General features: G+C 40.9%; 17 protein-coding genes and 3 tRNA genes. 13 read left to right on the top strand and 7 right to left on the bottom strand.

The window, feature by feature from the left end:
• Positions 1-39 precede the first annotated feature (39 nt).
• The 4 genes from ACPWSO_RS17115 to ACPWSO_RS17130 all read left to right on the top strand — a co-directional run bounded on the left by ACPWSO_RS17115 (position 40) and on the right by ACPWSO_RS17130 (position 1,054).
• A tRNA-Leu gene (locus ACPWSO_RS17115) sits at positions 40-125 on the top strand.
• A gap of 13 nt (positions 126-138) precedes the next feature.
• Positions 139-212: transfer RNA gene (locus ACPWSO_RS17120), tRNA-Arg, on the top strand.
• Positions 213-298: 86 nt separating this feature from the next.
• A tRNA-Pro gene (locus ACPWSO_RS17125) sits at positions 299-372 on the top strand.
• Between the two features lie 190 nt (positions 373-562).
• The gene (locus ACPWSO_RS17130; RefSeq protein WP_426084787.1) at positions 563-1,054 is read left to right on the top strand and encodes a hypothetical protein; all 492 of its coding nucleotides are present in this window, start codon (positions 563-565) and stop codon (positions 1,052-1,054) included.
• A 207-nt stretch (positions 1,055-1,261) separates the two neighbouring features.
• Here ACPWSO_RS17130 and ACPWSO_RS17135 read toward each other — a convergent pair whose 3' ends face one another.
• Positions 1,262-2,110, bottom strand: coding sequence for a MurR/RpiR family transcriptional regulator (locus ACPWSO_RS17135; protein WP_426084788.1), 849 nt, complete (start codon positions 2,108-2,110; stop codon positions 1,262-1,264).
• A gap of 169 nt (positions 2,111-2,279) precedes the next feature.
• Between ACPWSO_RS17135 and ACPWSO_RS17140 the strand changes: the two genes are divergently transcribed.
• Genes ACPWSO_RS17140 through ACPWSO_RS17150 form a run of 3 tightly spaced genes read left to right on the top strand, consistent with a single transcriptional unit; the run spans position 2,280 to position 5,162 of the window.
• A complete protein-coding gene (locus tag ACPWSO_RS17140; RefSeq protein WP_426084789.1) occupies positions 2,280-3,587 on the top strand; it encodes a PTS sugar transporter subunit IIC in 1,308 nt (435 codons plus the stop codon).
• Between the two features lie 20 nt (positions 3,588-3,607).
• Complete coding sequence (locus tag ACPWSO_RS17145; protein WP_426084790.1) at positions 3,608-4,804, top strand: trans-sulfuration enzyme family protein; 1,197 nt, start codon at positions 3,608-3,610, stop codon at positions 4,802-4,804.
• Complete coding sequence (locus ACPWSO_RS17150) at positions 4,788-5,162, top strand: RidA family protein (protein ID WP_426084791.1); 375 nt, start codon at positions 4,788-4,790, stop codon at positions 5,160-5,162. The genes ACPWSO_RS17145 and ACPWSO_RS17150 overlap by 17 nt, the downstream gene beginning before the upstream one ends.
• Before the next feature lie 132 nt (positions 5,163-5,294).
• On the opposite strand, the gene ACPWSO_RS17155 is transcribed toward ACPWSO_RS17150, so the two are convergent.
• Together ACPWSO_RS17155 and ACPWSO_RS17160 are read right to left on the bottom strand one after the other, a co-directional pair.
• Positions 5,295-5,966: an MBL fold metallo-hydrolase gene (locus ACPWSO_RS17155; protein ID WP_426084792.1), complete on the bottom strand. Its 672-nt coding sequence runs from the start codon at positions 5,964-5,966 to the stop codon at positions 5,295-5,297.
• A gap of 84 nt (positions 5,967-6,050) precedes the next feature.
• Positions 6,051-6,413, bottom strand: coding sequence for a MerR family transcriptional regulator (locus tag ACPWSO_RS17160; protein ID WP_426084793.1), 363 nt, complete (start codon positions 6,411-6,413; stop codon positions 6,051-6,053).
• A 180-nt stretch (positions 6,414-6,593) separates the two neighbouring features.
• Here ACPWSO_RS17160 and ACPWSO_RS17165 point away from each other — a divergent pair, with 180 nt between their 5' ends.
• The 6 genes from ACPWSO_RS17165 (at position 6,594) to ACPWSO_RS17190 (ending at position 14,323) form a co-directional block, all read left to right on the top strand.
• A complete protein-coding gene (locus ACPWSO_RS17165; RefSeq protein ID WP_426084794.1) occupies positions 6,594-7,061 on the top strand; it encodes a CtsR family transcriptional regulator in 468 nt (155 codons plus the stop codon).
• 3 nt (positions 7,062-7,064) lie between these two features.
• Positions 7,065-9,554 carry an ATP-dependent Clp protease ATP-binding subunit gene (locus tag ACPWSO_RS17170; RefSeq protein ID WP_426084795.1) on the top strand — a complete coding sequence of 830 codons (2,490 nt, stop codon included), beginning with the start codon at positions 7,065-7,067 and terminating at the stop codon, positions 9,552-9,554.
• A gap of 193 nt (positions 9,555-9,747) precedes the next feature.
• Entirely contained in the window at positions 9,748-10,668 is a 921-nt protein-coding gene (locus ACPWSO_RS17175; protein WP_426084796.1) for a peptidase U32 family protein, read from the top strand.
• Positions 10,669-10,758: 90 nt separating this feature from the next.
• Positions 10,759-12,000, top strand: coding sequence for a peptidase U32 family protein (locus tag ACPWSO_RS17180; RefSeq protein WP_426084797.1), 1,242 nt, complete (start codon positions 10,759-10,761; stop codon positions 11,998-12,000).
• Positions 12,001-12,097: 97 nt separating this feature from the next.
• Positions 12,098-13,450 (top strand): glutathione-disulfide reductase, encoded by a 1,353-nt coding sequence (gene gor, locus ACPWSO_RS17185; RefSeq protein ID WP_426084798.1) that lies wholly within the window; start codon positions 12,098-12,100, stop codon positions 13,448-13,450.
• A 174-nt stretch (positions 13,451-13,624) separates the two neighbouring features.
• A complete protein-coding gene (locus ACPWSO_RS17190; protein WP_426084799.1) occupies positions 13,625-14,323 on the top strand; it encodes an alpha/beta hydrolase in 699 nt (232 codons plus the stop codon).
• A gap of 53 nt (positions 14,324-14,376) precedes the next feature.
• Here the strand turns inward: ACPWSO_RS17190 and ACPWSO_RS17195 are convergent, their stop codons facing one another.
• The 4 genes from ACPWSO_RS17195 to ACPWSO_RS17210 all read right to left on the bottom strand — a co-directional run bounded on the left by ACPWSO_RS17195 (position 14,377) and on the right by ACPWSO_RS17210 (position 18,721).
• On the bottom strand, positions 14,377-15,360 hold the full coding sequence (locus ACPWSO_RS17195) for a polyprenyl synthetase family protein (protein WP_426084800.1): 984 nt from the start codon (positions 15,358-15,360) through the stop codon (positions 14,377-14,379).
• A gap of 23 nt (positions 15,361-15,383) precedes the next feature.
• On the bottom strand, positions 15,384-15,938 hold the full coding sequence (locus ACPWSO_RS17200) for a Gx transporter family protein (protein WP_426084801.1): 555 nt from the start codon (positions 15,936-15,938) through the stop codon (positions 15,384-15,386).
• Positions 15,939-15,955: 17 nt separating this feature from the next.
• On the bottom strand, positions 15,956-16,372 hold the full coding sequence (locus ACPWSO_RS17205) for a NusG domain II-containing protein (protein ID WP_426084802.1): 417 nt from the start codon (positions 16,370-16,372) through the stop codon (positions 15,956-15,958).
• 420 nt (positions 16,373-16,792) lie between these two features.
• The gene (locus tag ACPWSO_RS17210) at positions 16,793-18,721 is read right to left on the bottom strand and encodes an FAD-dependent oxidoreductase (protein ID WP_426084803.1); all 1,929 of its coding nucleotides are present in this window, start codon (positions 18,719-18,721) and stop codon (positions 16,793-16,795) included.
• Positions 18,722-18,758 lie beyond the last annotated feature (37 nt).

Below are 18,758 nucleotides of genomic sequence, written 5' to 3' on the forward strand. Positions count from 1 at the left end.
TCGCGGGTTCGAACCCCGTTTTCCGCTTTCAAATACCGCGCCGGGGTGGCGGAACTGGCAGACGCACAGGACTTAAAATCCTGCGGTGAGTGATCACCGTACCGGTTCGATTCCGGTCCTCGGCATTAGAAATATGTAGCACCCATAGCTCAACTGGATAGAGTGTTTGACTACGAATCAAAAGGTTAGGGGTTCGACTCCCTTTGGGTGCATAGTTAGAATATCTGACTTCAGATTTAAAGGGCATCTTTCGTTCCTTTTATGTCTATAGTCTTTTTTTATTAACTTAGTTTATTTTCGGGAAGTAGCTCAGCTTGGTAGAGCACTTGGTTTGGGACCAAGGGGTCGCAGGTTCGAATCCTGTCTTCCCGATTGTTAAAGCCTTACTTTTTAAGCAAGGTTTTTTTGTTATGTAAAAATTATCAAAGTCTTTTTTTAAATATTGTTAAGCCTATTATAAATGATATAATGTATGTGAGTGCAATCAATTTCTTGGGTAGTAGTTGGGAAAGGTAATATAGCTCTTAGTAGCTAGAAAAATTGGATGGGAGAGAAAAAGAAAATGAGAAATTTTATTGAAAAAGTTAAATCAGAGCGTTGGTACTTGTTGGTTCTATTGCTATTTTTAGTAGTAGGAATAGCTGGGTGTGGCGAAAGTAAAACAGAACCCAAAGATACACCAGAAGATAAACTGACTGATTTAGCTGTTGGTGATGGGGTAACAATGTATGGAGTGACAGTAACAGTCAATTCTATAGGTGAAGGTGAGCCGGCATTAGGGTCAACAACATACAAAGTAAATGTCACTTATAAAAATGAGACTGGCAAAGGATTGAATATATCTCCGTATGATTGGCATACTGTTTTACAGACTGGTTCTGACAAGGCGCATGTTGGTGGGAAATCGTTTAATTTGGAAACGTTGAAAGACGGGGAAGAATGGACAGGAGACGTCACTTTATGGGGAAATGATGATCCTGTGAAAGTTAAATTTTCGTCATCTTTTTTAAGTATAGCAAACGATGACAGAGAAGCGACCTGGCTGATTCAATAATATTTTGAATGAGTAAAGCCAAGTAATTCTGCATTTAGCAAGGCAGAAGGCTACACATTAAGATTCTAAAAAACTAAATGATTTTTAAGAGTGCTTCCCTTCAGAGGAGCTTCTTAGTATGAGAAAAGCATCCTTTGCTTAGGTGAGGATGCTTTTTAATATACATGAAGAACGGACAAGATGAATTGTTTGAAGGATTATCTAAGCCTAAAACTTCAAGATAGAAATAGGTGTATTTTTTTGAGATGTGTAATTTTTTTCGAAATTTCGATTGAAAATGCATGAGTATAAAACATTTAAAATGTATTCGATAGACAGTTGGGAGGAGAAGGTTGAAACCTTGAAATCCGTGTGTTCATTGTTAGGTATTCTTAATACTACTGTGGCATATTTCGCCAGCTGACTGTCTAAGTTTGAAGTGATAGCAATGATAGGTGTTCCTCTTTTAGTGAAGATACGGGCTTCATTGATTGTTTCCGCTGTGTTGCCGCTATAGGAAACAATAATGGCTGCATCTTCTTTTGTCGCATTGGCGGCTAGATAGAACTGTTCTGGCTGTAAGTGAACAAGATGAATATACATATTGATCCGCAGAAGCTTTGTTTGAAAATCTGTTAGGCGAATGAAAGAGTTGCTGACGCCGACAGCTAGGATATTTTTGGCTTGCATGAGTAAATCCACACTTTTATTAAGCTCTGCTTCGGTTAATAGGATTTGTGTAGATTGAATAGATTCTTCTGTAAGCTGGGCAATTTTTTTTGCGACTACAATGTCAGAGTCACCTGAACGAAAGGGCATATTAGCATCAATATTACGAATATTTTGATAATGTAGTTCTAAATCCCGGGAAAGTCTTATTTTAAACTCTTTAAAGCCGCTGCTGCCGGCTTTTTTGCATAGGCGGACAATTGTAGAGGTGGAGGAGCTGGTAGCTTCTGCCAGTTCATAGATAGACATATGAAGTACTCGTTCAGCATGAGCAAGAACAAACTCAATAATCAAGCGTTCATTAAAAGTAAATTTTTTTTCCTGTTGCAGTTCTTCAATTAAATTCATAAGATCACCCACTTGATAGTATAAAGAAACTTTGTTTCGCCATCAGTATACCTTATTCTAGTTATTTATGAAACATAGTTACAGAGTGAAGGGCTGCTATTTACTTAAAATTGAAATGGAAATAAGATGAATTCATAATAAATTTTTTCATTTTTGGGAGGAGATTCAAATGGAAAAACTCACTGGTTGGGTTGAAGCGACATTAGTCCCGAAGGTATCTAAAATAACGAATTTGAGATATTTTCAGGCACTTAGAAATGGTTTTTTTGCAATTATGCCGTTAACAATTATTGGTTCGATTTTTATGCTAATTACGGATTTTCCTGTATCCGGTTACGAAGAGTTCATGGCAGGGATTTTTGGCACAGGCTGGATGGATTTTATCTCCCCTGCTTACCGGGCTACGTTTAATATGATGGGGATTATTTTTGCCGGCACGATGTCTTATAAACTGGCGGAGAGCTATGACATGGATCGATTGACTTCGCTGGTTTTAGGTCTGGTAGCCTATGTGGTGGTTTTACCTAAGACAGTGGTTGCTGAGTCTGGAGAAGTTGTCGGGCGGGTTCTGTCATTTAACTGGCTTGGTACGCAAGGAGTTATTACTGCGATTATCATGTCGATTCTTTCTGTTGAAATTACCCGTTTCTGTGTAAAGAAGAATCTGATTATCCGGATGCCGGAGAGCGTGCCTACTATGGTGAGTCAGGCTTTTAGCGCTTTGTTGCCGGGAATCTTTGTTGTGGGTGTCTCACTAATTATTAATGGGGTAGGTGTAGTCTTGGCTGATTCTTTCCCAGAACTGATTTATGCGGTGATACAGGCTCCGCTGCAAGGACTTGTGGGAACACCGTTTGCAATTATTGTGGTAGCGGGTTTGAATGGTTTGCTATGGTGGTTTGGTATCCATCCAACAGTTATCAATTCTATGCTGTATCCGATTCTTTATGCAAATGCTGATAAGAATCAGGCGCTAGCTGAACTAGGTAAACTAACTGCTGAAAATGGCAATTTCGGTACGGTTCAGATGCTGGATCAATTCGCCACAATAGGTGGTGCCGGCTGTACGATTGGGTTAGCGATTGCAATGGCGATTGTAGGACGCTCTTCACGGATGAAAGCAATGTCAAAAATTTCTTTTGTTCCTGCGTTTTTCAATATTAATGAGCCGCTAATTTTCGGTTTGCCGGTTATCTTTAATCCGCTGATTTTAATTCCAATTACTATTGCACCTATTGTTTCTGTTTTAATAGCGCTTGTATCAATGAAGATAGGTTTTATGCCAATGTTTACTAATATTCAAGCACCGTGGGCAACACCGTTTATTTTCTCTGGATTTCTAGTTGGCCAGTGGCAGGGAGCCGTTACTCAGATTGTTTCGGTGGTAGCCTGTGTAGCCATATTCTATCCGTTTGTGAAAGCATTGGATAATCAGTACAAGAAAGAGGAAGCACACGAAATTCCCGATTCACTTTAAGGAAAGAAGGAAATAATGATATGAATGAGTATTATGAAAATATTTGCTGTGAGGTAGAAAAGACAACGGGAAAGGCTTATCATGCAATGACTCCGGAAATTGTTCAAACCTCGTCCTTTTTCTTTCCAACCTATGAAGAATTCATGGCAGCCAGCGTAGATGAAAAGAATAATTACGTATATACGCGCGGAACAAATCCAACAACTGAGATATTGGAAAAGAAAATTGCTCAACTTGAAGGTGGAGAGAAGTGTAAGGTCTTTTCATCAGGGATGGGGGCAATATCTGCAACGCTGTTTACGTTACTGGCACAGGGAGATCATGTGTTAATGGTGAATACAATCTATGGAGAGTCACTCTCATTCATGCAGGATATGGGAAAGTTTGGCGTAGAGCTGACAAAAATTGATGTAGCGACAACAGCTGAGGTTGAAGAACACATTCAGGAGAATACAAAGCTCATCTATTTTGAGAGCCCATCTTCTCAAAAGTTCGAGCTTTTAGATATGGAAAAAATTACTGAGCTGGCGAAAAAGCAGGGAGCCTATACAGTTATCGATAATACGTGGGCATCACCACTGTTCCAGCACCCGTTAGATTACGGTGTGGACGTTGTTATTCATTCCTGCTCCAAATATATCGGCGGGCATTCGGACATCGTTGCAGGCGCTGTGGTAGGCTCAGAACAGCTGGTGGACGAGATATTCGAAAAAGGGCATCAGGCTTTAGGAGCAGTCAACAGTCCGTTTAATTCATGGCTGGCTATCCGTGGGTTACGTACGTTAGCTGTACGGATGGCTCATCAGACAAAAGCAATTAAAACGGTTTTAGATTGTTTAAGTAAAGATCACCGTATTAGTAAAATCTATCATCCGTACCTTGCTGAAGGGGAGCAAAAACAGCTGGCTGATAAATATCTTAAAGGATACGGCTCATTGTTTGCGATTGATTTACAGGATACGGACTTTGATCATTTGAAAACATTTGTCAATGCATTAAAGGTCGTTACAATTGGGGTTAGCTGGGGCGGCTTTGAAAGCTTGGCTTTACCAGTATTTAAAGGAAGTAATCTAGAAGCTGTGAAAAAACGTGGTCTTTCTCCATCACATATTCGAATGTATGTTGGACTGGAAGCTCCTATGTCGATTGTAGAAGATATTCGTCAGGCTTTAGACCAAGCCTATGGAAAGGAAGTAAAAAATGAAGAAAACGCATAATTCAGATAAATTAAGCGCATTAGGACCCTATTCTCATGGTGTGGCGGCCCAAGGAGAAACAGTCTATCTTTCAGGACAACTGGGAATCAATCATCGTACAAAGGAAATGGGCGCAGATATTAATGCTCAAACTCGCTTTGCTTTAGAAAACGTACAGCTGCTGTTGTCAGAGTTGGGTTTGGAGATGAAGGACGTAGTAAAGACACTAGTACTGTTGAAGGACATTGCTGATTTTCAGGAGATGAATCAAGTCTATAGTGAATTCTTTACAGAAGAGGCTCCAGCCCGCAGTGCTTTTCAGGTAGGAGCATTACCTAATAACGGGTTAGTAGAAATTGAAGTAATCGCTGTAAGATAGGTTGCTTTATAATTAATAAAAACTAAAAAAAGCCTCATACAAAGCTGAAAATAGGCTTCGTATGAGGTTTTTTTATGTGTAGAGCGTGTTGGGAAAAATGAGCTTATTTCTATGTCACAGCTTTCTTTTGTATTATATTTTTTGTTCAGCCCGTTTAATTAACTGAGTAATTTCATTATGTGTGGGAACCAATACAGGGCCATGTCCGCAAAAAGTTTTGTAAATTGTATAATCTGCGTATAGACTTTTGACTGAATCAACAGCTGCCTGCTTATCTACAGTAGCAAAAGCTGGAAAAGGAAAACGCCAGCGCAAATCTCCGGAAATAGCAGCTCCGCCCCTAGTTTGAATTAAATCACCTACGTAGCTTGAAAGACTCCGTGTATCAATCAATGAAATTGATCCATTGGTATGGCCAGGCGTTTCATATACAACTAAGCTTCCTAAGACATCTTTGTGCTTCAGCAGCAGCTCCGGTTCTATCGGTAGATGGATATTTCTCACGCCTGTTTTACTATCTGAAAATTCTTGTGCACCAATGCAGACTTTTGCTTTTGGAAAATAATTTTTTATTTTATTGATATCTCCAGTATGATCGGCTTGTGCATGGGTCAGAATGATATACTTCAAAGGTTTGCCGGTATCCTCTACCGCTTTAATGATGGGTTCTGCCATCCCTTGTTTACTACAATCGATTAGTACACAGTAGTCTTTTTCTAAAATAATGTAGCAATTTATAGGAAATATCCGCGGCATCGTAATCAGCTGCAGTGATTCTTCAGTGGAATGATAAATTGTTTTCATATGTTTCCTCCTTGATTTCTTCAAATAATTTTTCAATAAAACTATCTAAAGAGTGATCAGTGCCGCTATTTTCCAAGTGCTGTTTCAACTGCTGAAAGTCATCCGTATAGGGGATTTTAACAGCTGTAGAATTGCCTGATAATGGCGCACGGCTCTCTCTAAATCGCTAATTTTTTTCTCTAGTAAAGTTTTACCCTGCTGGTTGCAGTCTTCAGAAAGCTCCTGGTCAAAGAGCAGCATGAAGGTGTTGATTTCCTTTAGAGAAAAGCGGGCATATTTCATTACAGCGATATATTTTAGCTTGAACAGCTCTTCTTTTGAATAGATGCGGTAATTGTTGTCGCTGCGTTTAGGTGTAATCAGTTTTTCTTTTTCATAATACCGGATAGTGTCTTTCGAAAGGTTTGTCAGTTTAGCAATCTCGTTGATTGTCCATTCAGTGGTCATGTTGTTTTCCTCCTGATTTCATCATAACATTAGAGTAAACTCCAAGGTCAATACTGAAAATGTGAATTATTTGTTGAAAATCCTTTGATTTTTCAATAAAGTATAAGCTTTCTTCTTTATTTACTTGTACAAAAACGATATAATTATGGTCAGTATTAGTCAAGGGAGAAGGATAATGTCATGAACAATAAGAACACTTCTGATCTGATTGAAGCCTATTTGAAAAAGATACTAGAAGATAGCAGTAAGATTGAGATTCGACGTGCCGAGATGGCCAATTTATTCAATTGTGTCCCTTCCCAGATAAATTATGTAATTAATACTCGTTTTACCATTCAGCGGGGATATTCTGTTGAAAGTAAACGAGGTGGAGGCGGCTATATCCGAATTGCCAAGGTTCAGCTATCTGACAGTACACAGCTGCTTAAGCAGATGGAGCAATTCATTGGTGATCAGCTATCAGAGAAAGACGCATTGGTTTTTGTGCAGAAATTATATGAAGAAGAAGTAGTGACGAAGAAGGAAGGCAATTTGATGCTTGCTGCTTTGGGAAAAAATGTGCTGGGAAAATTTGGCGCACAGGAAGATTTTTTACGTGCTCAGTTAATGTATGCTTTTTTGGAGCGTCTGAGCTATGAGGAGGAATAGTTTATGGATGAGTTATTTACAGATAGCGCTAAAGCCGTTTTGGCTATTGCACAGGAAGAGGCAAAATATTTCAAGCATCAGTCGGTTGGCTCAGAACACTTGCTGCTGGCATTAGTAATTGAGCCGAAAGGTATTGCCGGCAAAACACTGCGCCAGTTGAATGTAGACAAAAATGATATTCGCGAGGAAATTGAACACTTGATGGGGTACGGAATGGCAAAATCCTATCCAAAAGGGATTTATCTACCTTATTCACCTCGGGCGAAGCAAATTTTTGCTTACTCTGGAGAAGAAGCTAAACGCTTAGGTGCTCCGAATATTGGGACAGAGCATTTGCTGCTGGGGTTGTTGCGTGATGAAGATATATTAGCTTCACGAATTCTAGTAAATTTAGGTTTAAGCCTAATCAAGGTTCGGCAGCTGCTTATGAAAAAAATTGGTATTAATGACCCACAGATGGCGATGTCTGGCAACAAACGGAAAAATCAAAAGGGTGCTGCGCAAAAGGGCGGCGGTACACCTACACTAGATTCGCTTGCTAGAGATTTAACGAAATTGGCTCGAGAAAAGAACCTTGATCCAGTTGTTGGCCGTTCAGATGAAGTAAGAAGACTGATTCAGATTTTAAGTAGAAGAACTAAAAATAATCCTGTACTGGTTGGTGAACCAGGTGTAGGTAAAACAGCAATTGCTGAAGGTCTGGCACAGAAGATAGTTAATGGAGAGGTTCCTCAGGCTATGCAGGAAAAACGTCTGATGATGTTGGATATGGGTGCACTGGTAGCCGGGACTAAGTACCGTGGCGAGTTTGAAGATCGATTGAAAAAAGTCATCGACGAAATTTATCAAGACGGTCAGGTAATCCTGTTTATCGATGAGCTTCATACGTTAATTGGTGCCGGCGGTGCTGAAGGAGCAATTGATGCTTCCAATATTTTAAAGCCGGCATTGGCTCGAGGCGAACTACAGACGATTGGTGCAACAACCCTAGATGAATATCAAAAATATATCGAAAAAGATTCTGCTTTGGAAAGACGTTTTGCTCGTGTGCAGATTGATGAGCCAACACCGGAAGAAGCTATTGAGATTTTGAAGGGACTACGGTCCAGATATGAGGCTCATCATGGGGTTGAGATTACTGATGAAGCACTGCATGCAGCAGTACAGCTTTCTGTCCGCTACATCAATTCACGGCAATTGCCGGACAAAGCGATTGATTTGATGGATGAGTCAGCAGCTAAAGTTCGTTTGGATTTGGCGGATGAACCTTCAGAAATTAATCATTTGCGTACAGAGATTCAGGAACTGTCAGATGAAAAGGAAGAAGCTATTCTGGAACAGTCCTTTGAAAGTGCAGCGAGACTGCGGATGAAGGAAAAGAAACTGATGCAGAAACTGGAGAATTTGTTGCTGCTGGAGCAAAAAGAAGCATCAGGTTATACAAATAGAGTAACAGATGAAGATGTTGCAGCAGTGGTTTCTCAATGGACAGGCGTGCCGCTGCAGCAGCTGGAGAAAAAAGAGAGTGAACGATTGATGGAGCTCGAATCAATTCTTCACCATCGTGTTGTTGGACAAGATGAAGCAGTTCAAGCCGTTTCCAGAGCAATTCGCCGGGCACGAAGCGGTCTGAAGGATCCGGATCGGCCGATTGGTTCCTTTATGTTCCTTGGTCCTACTGGAGTAGGAAAGACAGAGCTGGCGAAAGCATTGGCTGAAACGATGTTTGGCAGTGAAGATGCCCTGATTCGGGTGGATATGTCTGAGTTTATGGAAAAATATAGTACCAGCCGACTGATTGGTTCACCTCCAGGGTATGTAGGTTATGAAGAAGGTGGTCAGTTGACTGAAAAAATTCGTCAAAAACCATATTCTGTAATCTTGCTGGATGAGGTGGAAAAGGCTCATCCGGATGTTTTCAATATTCTTTTACAAGTGTTGGATGATGGTCATTTGACTGATTCTAAAGGACGTAAGGTCGATTTTAGAAATACTATATTGATTATGACGTCAAATATTGGTGCAACTGCGATTCGTGAAGAGAAGAATGTTGGATTCAACGTTCAGGATTTAACGAAGGATCATAATGCAATGCAGAAGCGAATTTTGGAAGAACTGAAAAAAGCATTTCGTCCGGAATTTCTTAACCGGATTGATGAAACGATTGTCTTCCGTTCGCTGGATCAGGATGAAATTCATGAAATTGTTAAGATAATGAGTAAGGCTATTGTGGTACGGATGGCTGAACAAGATGTCTATGTGAAGATTACACCATCTGCAATTGATGTCATAGGAAAAGTAGGCTTTGATCCTGAATACGGTGCACGTCCAATCCGTAGGGCTCTGCAAAAAGAAGTAGAGGACCGCTTGAGTGAAGCACTGCTTTCCGGTCAAATTCATTTAGGCGACAAAGTAACAATTGGTGCAAGCAAGGGTAAGATTACCTTAAATGTCAAAGCACCAGCTGCTAAGAAGGAATTGCAGACGATTTAACTCACTTGAGTATTGAATAGTATAAGTGCTAAAAGAAAGAAGACTGAGGTCGGAGTAGTGCTCTGGGATTTCAGTCTTCTTTTCCTGCATTTTTTTCAGAATTCTTTGTGAAAATCAAAGGAAAGCCCTTTACTCTATTGGAAAGTTTGTGAACCTGTGATACTATAAAGCAGTCGCAAAGGGAGGAAATACAATGATTGAAATTATTGCAACAGCAGAATCTGTGGAGCAGGCAAAACAACTGCTGGCTGCTGGCGTAGATACCTTATATATTGGCGAAGAAACGTTTGGTTTGAGGCTGCCCGCCTCTTTTTCAAGGGAAGAGCAGCAACAGATTATCACTTTAGCTCATGAGGCAGATAAAGAGGTGATTGTTGCTGTAAATGGTATTATGCATCCAGATAAAATGAAGCTGGTTCCGGAATACCTGGAATTTTTGAGTGAGATTGAACCGGATCGAATCGTTGTCGGTGATCCGGGAATTATTTATCTTTTACAGCAGAAAAAAACGGCTATTCCTTTTATCTACGATGGTGAAACAATGGTGACCAGTTCTCGCCAGATTAATTTCTGGGCGAAGCGGGGAGCTGTCGGAGCAGTTTTAGCTAGAGAGGTTCCTTTTGAGGAAATGACTGCAATGGCAGAAAATCTAGCTGTGCCAGTCGAAGTGCTAGTGTATGGAGCAACCTGCATTCATCAATCCAAACGTCCGTTGCTGCAGAATTATTATAATTATACACAGTCGGATGAACAAAAGGATAAGGAACGTGGTTTGTTTCTATCGGAGCCTAAAAAGGAAGATACACATTATTCAATCTATGAGGATAGTCACGGTACGCATATTTTTGCGGATAATGATATCAGTATGATGAACGAGCTGCATCACTTATATGAGCATGGGTATCAGACGTGGAAGCTTGATGGTATTTATGCACCGGGGACGAATTTTGTTGAGGTGGCTAAGCTGTTTGTTGAAGCAAAATCAGCTTTGGAATCAGGTGGCTGGTCTGAGGCCTCTGCTGCTGATTTACAAGAAAAAATCAATCAGCTGCATCCTGCTGGGCGTGGACTGGATACTGGTTTCTTTCATTTAGATCCAGCAAAAATTAGATAATCAAGACGTTTTATTTAACAGAAAATGAGGTCAGTGTCGGCTGAAAAGAGACGACAGGACTAATATTATGAGGATGAGGAGTCAAGAAAGATGGAAAAAGAGCGAACATTGAAGCGTCCCGAGGTGCTGGCGCCAGCCGGGACGCTGGAAAAACTAAAGGTTGCCATTCATTATGGTGCGGACGCTGTATATATCGGTGGAAATGCCTATGGACTGAGAAGCCGTGCCGGCAACTTCACCTATGAAGAGATGCAGGAAGGGGTGGCCTTTGCCAAAGAGCATAATGCGAAAGTATATGTAGCAGCAAATATGGTTACTCATGAAGGAAATGAGGAAGGCGCTGGAGAATTTTTCCGTGAGCTTAGAGATTTGGGCATTGCGGCAGTGATTGTTTCTGATCCCGCATTGATAGAAATCTGTGCAGAGGAAGCACCGGGATTGCCCATTCATCTTTCAACACAGGCTTCAGCAACCAATTATGAAACATTGGAATTCTGGAAGAATGAAGGTCTTGAGCGGGTCGTTCTTGCCCGTGAGGTTTCAATGGCGGAAGTTGCAGAAATCCGTAAAAATACAGACGTAGAGATTGAAGCATTCATTCATGGAGCGATGTGTATCTCCTATTCAGGACGCTGTACATTGTCTAATCATATGTCAATGCGTGATGCTAACCGGGGAGGCTGTTCTCAATCCTGCCGCTGGAAATATGATTTGTATGATATGCCGTTTGGAACAGAAAAACGCAGCCTGACTGCAAAGGGTACTGTTGAAGAAGAGTTTTCCATGAGTGCTGTTGATATGTCAATGATTGAACATATTCCTGAGTTAATTGAAAATGGTGTGGATAGCTTCAAAATTGAAGGCCGGATGAAATCCATTCATTATGTTTCGACGGTTGCTAATGTATACAAAAAAGCAGTAGATTCCTATATGGAAGATCCGGAGAACTATGAATGTAAACAGGAATGGGTGGACGAGCTGTGGAAAGTAGCACAGCGGGAGCTTGCTACAGGGTTTTATTATAATACGCCTTCTGAAGAGGAGCAGTTATTTGGTCCGCGCCGGAAAATTCCTGAATATAAATTTATTGGTGAGGTAATGGGGTACGATCCAGCAACTCAAACAGCGACTATTCGCCAGCGTAATCATTTCAGTGTAGAGGATGAAATTGAATTTTATGGTCCTGGGTTCAATCATTTCTATCAAACAGTAGAAGTGATGTACAATGAAGATGGCGAGTCGATTGATCGGGCACCTAATCCAATGATGATTTTGACGATGCCGGTGGCTCAGCCTGTTTCTGTCGGAGATATGATTCGCAAAAAGAAATAGATGATAGAGCTGAAAGAACGATTTTCAGCTTTTAGGCTGATACAGGATCAAGAACTGTTATCAGCCTTTTTCAATTGAGTATTGGAGGAGGAGAAAGATGGTTAAGACATATGATTATATTGTAATAGGAGGAGGCAGCGGCGGCATTGCTTCTGCTAATCGTGCAGGGATGCATGGCGCTAAGGTGCTGCTTCTTGAAGGCGGAGCGATTGGCGGCACCTGTGTGAATGTCGGCTGTGTCCCTAAAAAGGTAATGTGGCAGGCTAGTACGATGAGAGAAATGCTGGAACGGGATATGGCTGGCTACGGCTTCGATGCAGCTATCCGCTCATTTGATTTTCGCAAGCTTGTTCAAAATCGTGAAGAGTATATTGAATTCTTACATACAGCTTATCAAAGAGGTTTGGATTCAAACCATGTTGAGCGGGTAAATCAGTATGCTCAGTTTATTGATGAACAGACAATCAAGGCAGGTGAGGAAACATATACGGCTCCTAATATACTGATTGCAGTAGGCGGCCGTCCTAAAAAATTGGGGATACCCGGTGAAGAGTATGCAATTGATTCCAATGGCTTCTTTGCATTAGAAGAACTGCCAAAGCGTGTTGTTGTTATAGGGGCAGGGTATGTTGCTGCTGAACTTGCTGGAACAGTGTTAGGTCTGGGCAGTGAAACACACTGGGCGTTTCGCAAGGATCATCCGCTGCGCAGCTTCGATGAAATGCTCTCTAGTAAAGCAGTTGAGCATTACCAAAAATCCGGTATGATGGTTCATCCAAATGCTGTGCCAAAATTTATAGAGAAAAAAGAATCCGGTGAGCTGTTGATTTGCTTTGAAAACGGGATGGATATTACAGCGGATTGTATTATTTTTGGAACTGGCCGTGAACCCAATACGGATCGTTTAGGTTTAGAAAATACCGCAGTACAGCTGGATGAAAAAGGCTATGTGAAAGTCGACAAGTATCAAAATACAACTCAAAAAGGAATCTATGCAGTGGGTGATGTGATTGGGAAAATCGATTTAACACCTGTAGCGATTGCTGCGGGAAGACGTCTTTCTGAACGATTGTTCAATGGTAAAACAGAGGAATATTTGGATTATGAAACGATTCCAACCGTTATATTCACACATCCGCCAATTGGAACAGTGGGACTAACTGAAAAAGAAGCGATAGCGAAGTATGGAAAAGAACAAATCAAACTTTATCGTTCGACTTTTACACCCATGTATTTTGCTTTGGGGGAATATCGTCAAAAATGTGATATAAAAATGGTTTGTGTGGGTCAAGAGGAGAAAATCGTCGGACTTCATGCAATTGGACTAGGTGTGGATGAGATGCTTCAGGGCTTTGCAGTTGCAGTGAAAATGGGTGCTACGAAAAAAGATTTTGATAATACGGTAGCTATTCATCCGACTGGTGCAGAAGAGTTTGTAACCATGAGATAAGGACACTGGAAAACGCAGTAGAGTTCAGATTGGGTGGATAAAGGTATTTTTAAGAGTGTGTTTGACTGTTGAAAAGCATCTTGGCTGACCAGTAAGAGCTGTACTGTTTTTTTTTGATAGTTCGGGATGCTGGTTTTTGCTACAATAGAGAGAGGATACAAAGGGGAGTAGTGTATGGATAATAAAAGCAAGCAGGCCATTTTACTCATACATGGATTTGGCGGAGATGAACGTGAGCTGCTGCATCTGTATGAGTCTCTGCAGGAAAGATCCGCGGCGGTTTTTACAGTGCGTCTTGCTGGTCACGGCGGCAGCCGCAAAGAGTTTTCTCAATCAGTATATCAGGAGTGGCTTAAAAGTGTAGAGATGAAACTGGATGAACTGGAGACTAATTATCAGCAGATTACACTGGTGGGCTTTTCGATGGGAGGACTCTTGGCTATTCAGCATTCAGAAAGGCAATCAATCCAGCAAATTATCTTCTGTAATACACCGATGCACTTGTATAACTTTTCGGTGATGACAAGTGATATTTTGAAAGGACTTCTGTTTAAAAGCGAGCGCCATCGTCTGTTGTATTATTTTTCTTCTGCAGGAAACGTCTCCCTCCGAGCTTGTCTGGAATTTTTAAAGCTTTGGAATTTAACGAAGAAAAAGCTGCGCAGCAGTTTTCCAGAGGAAATGAAACAGAAAATACTGATTTTGCAGAATAGACGTGATGAAACGACACATTATAAAAGTGCGGATTATATTTTGAAATGTCTTGATCAAAAAGCAAGCATCAAGTTATATGACGGCGGTACTCATCAGATGTTTGAAAGTGAAAATAAGGATCAGGCCGTTCAGGATATTTTGACATTCTTAAATGTCTGATTTAATCAAAAAAACAACTGCTAAAAGTTGGATGAACTTTTAGCAGTTGTTTTTTAAGTCGTTCTTTTCAATATTTTTTCAGTAATCTCTAAAAGAGTTTCTCTAGTTTGTTCTTCTGTATCAGGAAGCTTCTTAATGGCCTTTAGGGCTTTCTGAGTATACTCGGTTGCTAATTTCTGAGCTTTATCCACACCGCCGGCTTTTTGAACAAGCTGATAAACATGTTGTGTATCTTCTGTGGATAAGTTTTCTTTCTTTTCCAAATAGCCCAGCAGTTCCTTGTTCTCTTTTAGTGCATAAAGTAAGGGCAGCGAGTAAACGCCTTGCTTGACGTCCTCTAATACAGGTTTGCCAATATGTTCAGAGGTCTGAGTATAATCGAGAATGTCATCGATTATTTGAAAGGCAATCCCAATATTTTCACCAATTTCTTTACATTTGCTGGAAAACTTTGCAGAACAGCCGCTTTCATAAGCTCCTGTAAAGCTGCTTAATGCGAAAAGCTCAGCAGTTTTTCCAGAAATATTTTCGATATACTGCTCAATTGTCATAGAACTATTGTAACGAGTGTCCATTTGCCCAAGCTCTCCAGAAAGGATTTTATCCATACTATGAGAATTAAGCTGAATGCTTTTTAATGAGGAAGAATACTCAGATAAAAGCTTAAAACAGCAGACGAATAAATAGTCGCCCGCATAAACAGCTGTCTGATTACCAAAGGTTGACCGGATAGTTGGCAGGCTTCTTCGACTGTCTGCCTCATCAACTATATCATCGTGAATCAGAGTAGCAGTATGGAGCATTTCAATTGAGGCAGCTAGTGCGACAGCCTTTTCCCGGTCTCTTTGAGGACCAAACTGGGAAAACAATAGCTGATAGGCTGGGCGCAGCAGTTTGCCGCCGGAATGAATCATTTTTAAAATAGCCTGCTCTACATCTTTATTTTTGATTTGGATGCCCTTTTCCATTGCCCGAAGAGTTAATTCAAGTTCGTTGGCTAATTGGGGATAAGGCTTCCACATTTGATGGATATTCATAGGATAAACTCCTTTAGTTCTTTTTAAAAAATCTCCCATTTTTGTTTCGAGTGTTGTTCATAATCCAGCTGAAACTTTCTAAGTGTCTGAACATGTTTCAATAAATAGTTGGCAGCAATTCCAATCGCAATTCCAGACAATAGCCCGAAAAAAGATAGGAACGGCAGATAGAGCATTGGTGCCCAGGACTGTGCAAAAAATGAAGTAGTCAAGAGCTGTCCGATATTATGCAGAAAACCGCCGGCAGCGCTGATACCAATGATACTCACACGTTTGGGTCCCAGCTGCTTTACTAAGAGCATACCAAGATAACTGAGAATTGCGCCGCTGGCACTATAGAAGAAAGTGGAGAGCGTACCGCCCAGCAGAGTTGCCAGTATCAGCCGTAAGCAAATCAGAAAAAAAGCCTGGTTTCTTTTCATTGTAAAAATAGCAATAATCGTAATTAAATTAGCTAATCCCAGCTTTGCTCCTGGAGCAAAAGCAAATGGGTAAGGAATCATATTTTCCAGCAAAGAGATGATTACGGCCTGGGCAACCAGCATAGAGATATAAATATTTCGTTGTAGTTTCGTCATTATGCACTATAGGCGCCCTAGTAAATCAGGCTGCCGTCCTCACTTCCATCTGAAGCCTCTACGGTGATAAATAAATTATGCGGCAGACAAGCAATGGGTGTCTCGCCGGGACGAGATATCCAGCCGCGGCGTACGCAGGCCAAATCGCCGCAATTTGCTTCAGTGATTCGAATACGGTTGCCATCCACCTCAATTAAATTGTAATCACCATCTGAATCTTCATATTTATATGTATAGACTGGAGTCCCTTCCTTTAAATCAAAGGTTTTAATCGTCTTTCCATCTACTTTTAAAACAGCCTGTAGGGTTGCTGTATCATCACTCTGCATGCCTAAAACAACAAGGGGCAAAAAAGAACCGACTGCCAAGAGCAGGATAATAATAATATCCCATGGACGGAGATGGCTATTTTTGATAAACGTTTTTATGTTCATTTTCTTTCCTCTCCTTTGCAGTTCTTAATTTTAGCACATTCAGGGAGAATGCTGAACAAAACAAGTTCAAAAGACAGCATTTTTTTTGATGAAAGATTTAAGAATAGAGAAAGCAGATTATTGAAGGTATCTAATGAGTGATTCTCTATGTGCTAATAAACTGTAAAAAAACGGCAGAACAGAAGCGATTTTCTCGGAAATAAGTGAGACAGACGGGAAATCTGCGGAGCAGTTTTCCGTCGCCTCTCATTACTTCACGAAGCTAATCACTTCTGTCCTGATTTTTTACAGCCGATTTAAAATCGAATAGACAGCGGACCTGGATTATAAATAAAATCCTAGACAGTCATTCTGTCTTAATACGAATAGACGGTAGAATATTGAAAGCTTTAATCCAGCCTCAAATGAAATACTTTGAAGTTATTTGGCTCCGTACCTCGATTTCGGTGTTCCATACCACCATTTGCCGAGTTTACGCTGTAGCCAAGGAATTACCCAGCGATCCAGACCCACTGCACGTCCAGAACCGTTCATTAAGGCAATTGCTACGAAGATAAACCAGATGTTTACCCAGTAGAACATCCCAGACAAACAGAAAGCAGCAACTAGACCAATTGTAGTTGCGCTGCACAGCCATGTGAATAGACCAGCAATCAAAGCTAAAGCAATCAGTACTTCGACAATTGTCATGAATTTCTGGAAGAATAGTGCAACTTCCTGATTTGGCATCATGAACTTCATTACACTTTCAAACCATTTAGGCATATGATCAAAGACCATCATTGGTTCTTCGCCATATGCATAGCTCAGTCCGAAATGAGCTGCTTGAGCAGCAGTATCGGCAGCAGCATCCGTTGCACCGCTGGCAGCTGTCGTTGCCTCAGCTGCGGCAGAAGCGCCAGTTGTTACTTGTTCCTGAAGCCATGGGAATGGGAATACCACCTTGTCTGTAAACCAAGAGCCTTCGCCAAACCAAGTGCCGGGTTTCAGGTAATCTCCAGTACCGACAATTTTTTTCATGGATTCTACCAGCCACATCATTCCGTAGAATACTCGCAGCGGTACGCTCCATAAAACATTGCCATAACGGGAAGAGTGTCCTCTAGCAACATTACGGTCATCTTTAATATGGAAGAACTCGTGCATCATATATTGGAACATATAATAACCAGAACGAATATCAAAGAAATACTTCAAATTGACAATATGCTTCATAATAATTGCTAAGAAGCCGCTTAAATGAATTTTATCAAAGAGATTGGCTACGCCCCATTTAGCGCCGATTGAAACCATAAAGCCTTGATAGTTTCCTTTAAACTTATGTTTTTCGCCGCCTTTGATATCTGCTACGATATTTGCAGCAGCTGTATGTCCAGTTTGCTCAGCAGCCTGAACAATTTGAGGTGTTGGTGTATCAGGAAATTCTTCATAATAAACCAAATCACCAATGATATAAATATTCTTGTCTTCATAACCTTTTGCCTGCATGAACTCATTAGCAATTAGTCGATTTCCGCGCGCTGCTTCTAAACCGAAGTCTGCTGCATCAGAGGTTGCCTTTACACCAGCAGTCCAAATCAGAGTATGCGTTGGAATTTCCGTACCGTCTTTCAGCTTAATGTGATCAGCTGCAACTTCAACAATAGGAGAATTTTTTAATAATTTAACTTGTTTCTTCTCCATATAACGCTCTGCTTTTGCTGCATCGTTGCGTGTCAACATATTCAGAATTGTCGGCATAGCTTCAACAACCATCAAGGTAAATTCGCTTGGATCAAGTTTTGTATCTTTTGCCAAACGATCTTTCCAGTCAATTAGCTCACCAATCATTTCGATTCCTGTAAATCCGGAACCGCAGACAACGAATGTCAGCATTGCTTTCCGAACTTCAGCATCCGGCTCCATTGCTGCCTTTTCAACTGTTGCTTCAATATGTTCACGAATCTTCAATGAGTCTTCAAACGACCATAGTGTAAAGCCGTTTTCCTTTACTCCCGGAGTTCCGAAATCATTCGGTTCTCCACCCATACCAATAACCAATTGATCAAACGGGTAAGAACCCAGTTTTGTTTTGACGATTTTTTTGTCTTTATCAATCCCTGTTACTGTGTCTGTGACAAGCTGAACATTCTTTTTGCGTGAAAACAGCCGTTGCAAATCATATTGAATGGCGGTCGGCTCTACACGTCCTCCTGCTACTTCGTGCAACTCTGTCATCATAGTGTGATAAGAATGGCGGTCGATCAAAGTGATCTCTACGTCATCTTTTTTTAGCTTTTTGGCTAAAAATTTGGTCGCTGATACCCCAGCGTAACCCGCACCTACAACGACAATTTTTTGCTTTGTCATTGATAATCCGCTCCTTAAAAAATAAAAATATAAAATT

Origin of the sequence: Enterococcus sp. LJL51 (assembly GCF_049894025.1) — a bacterium.
Taxonomy (GTDB): domain Bacteria; phylum Bacillota; class Bacilli; order Lactobacillales; family Enterococcaceae; genus Enterococcus_L.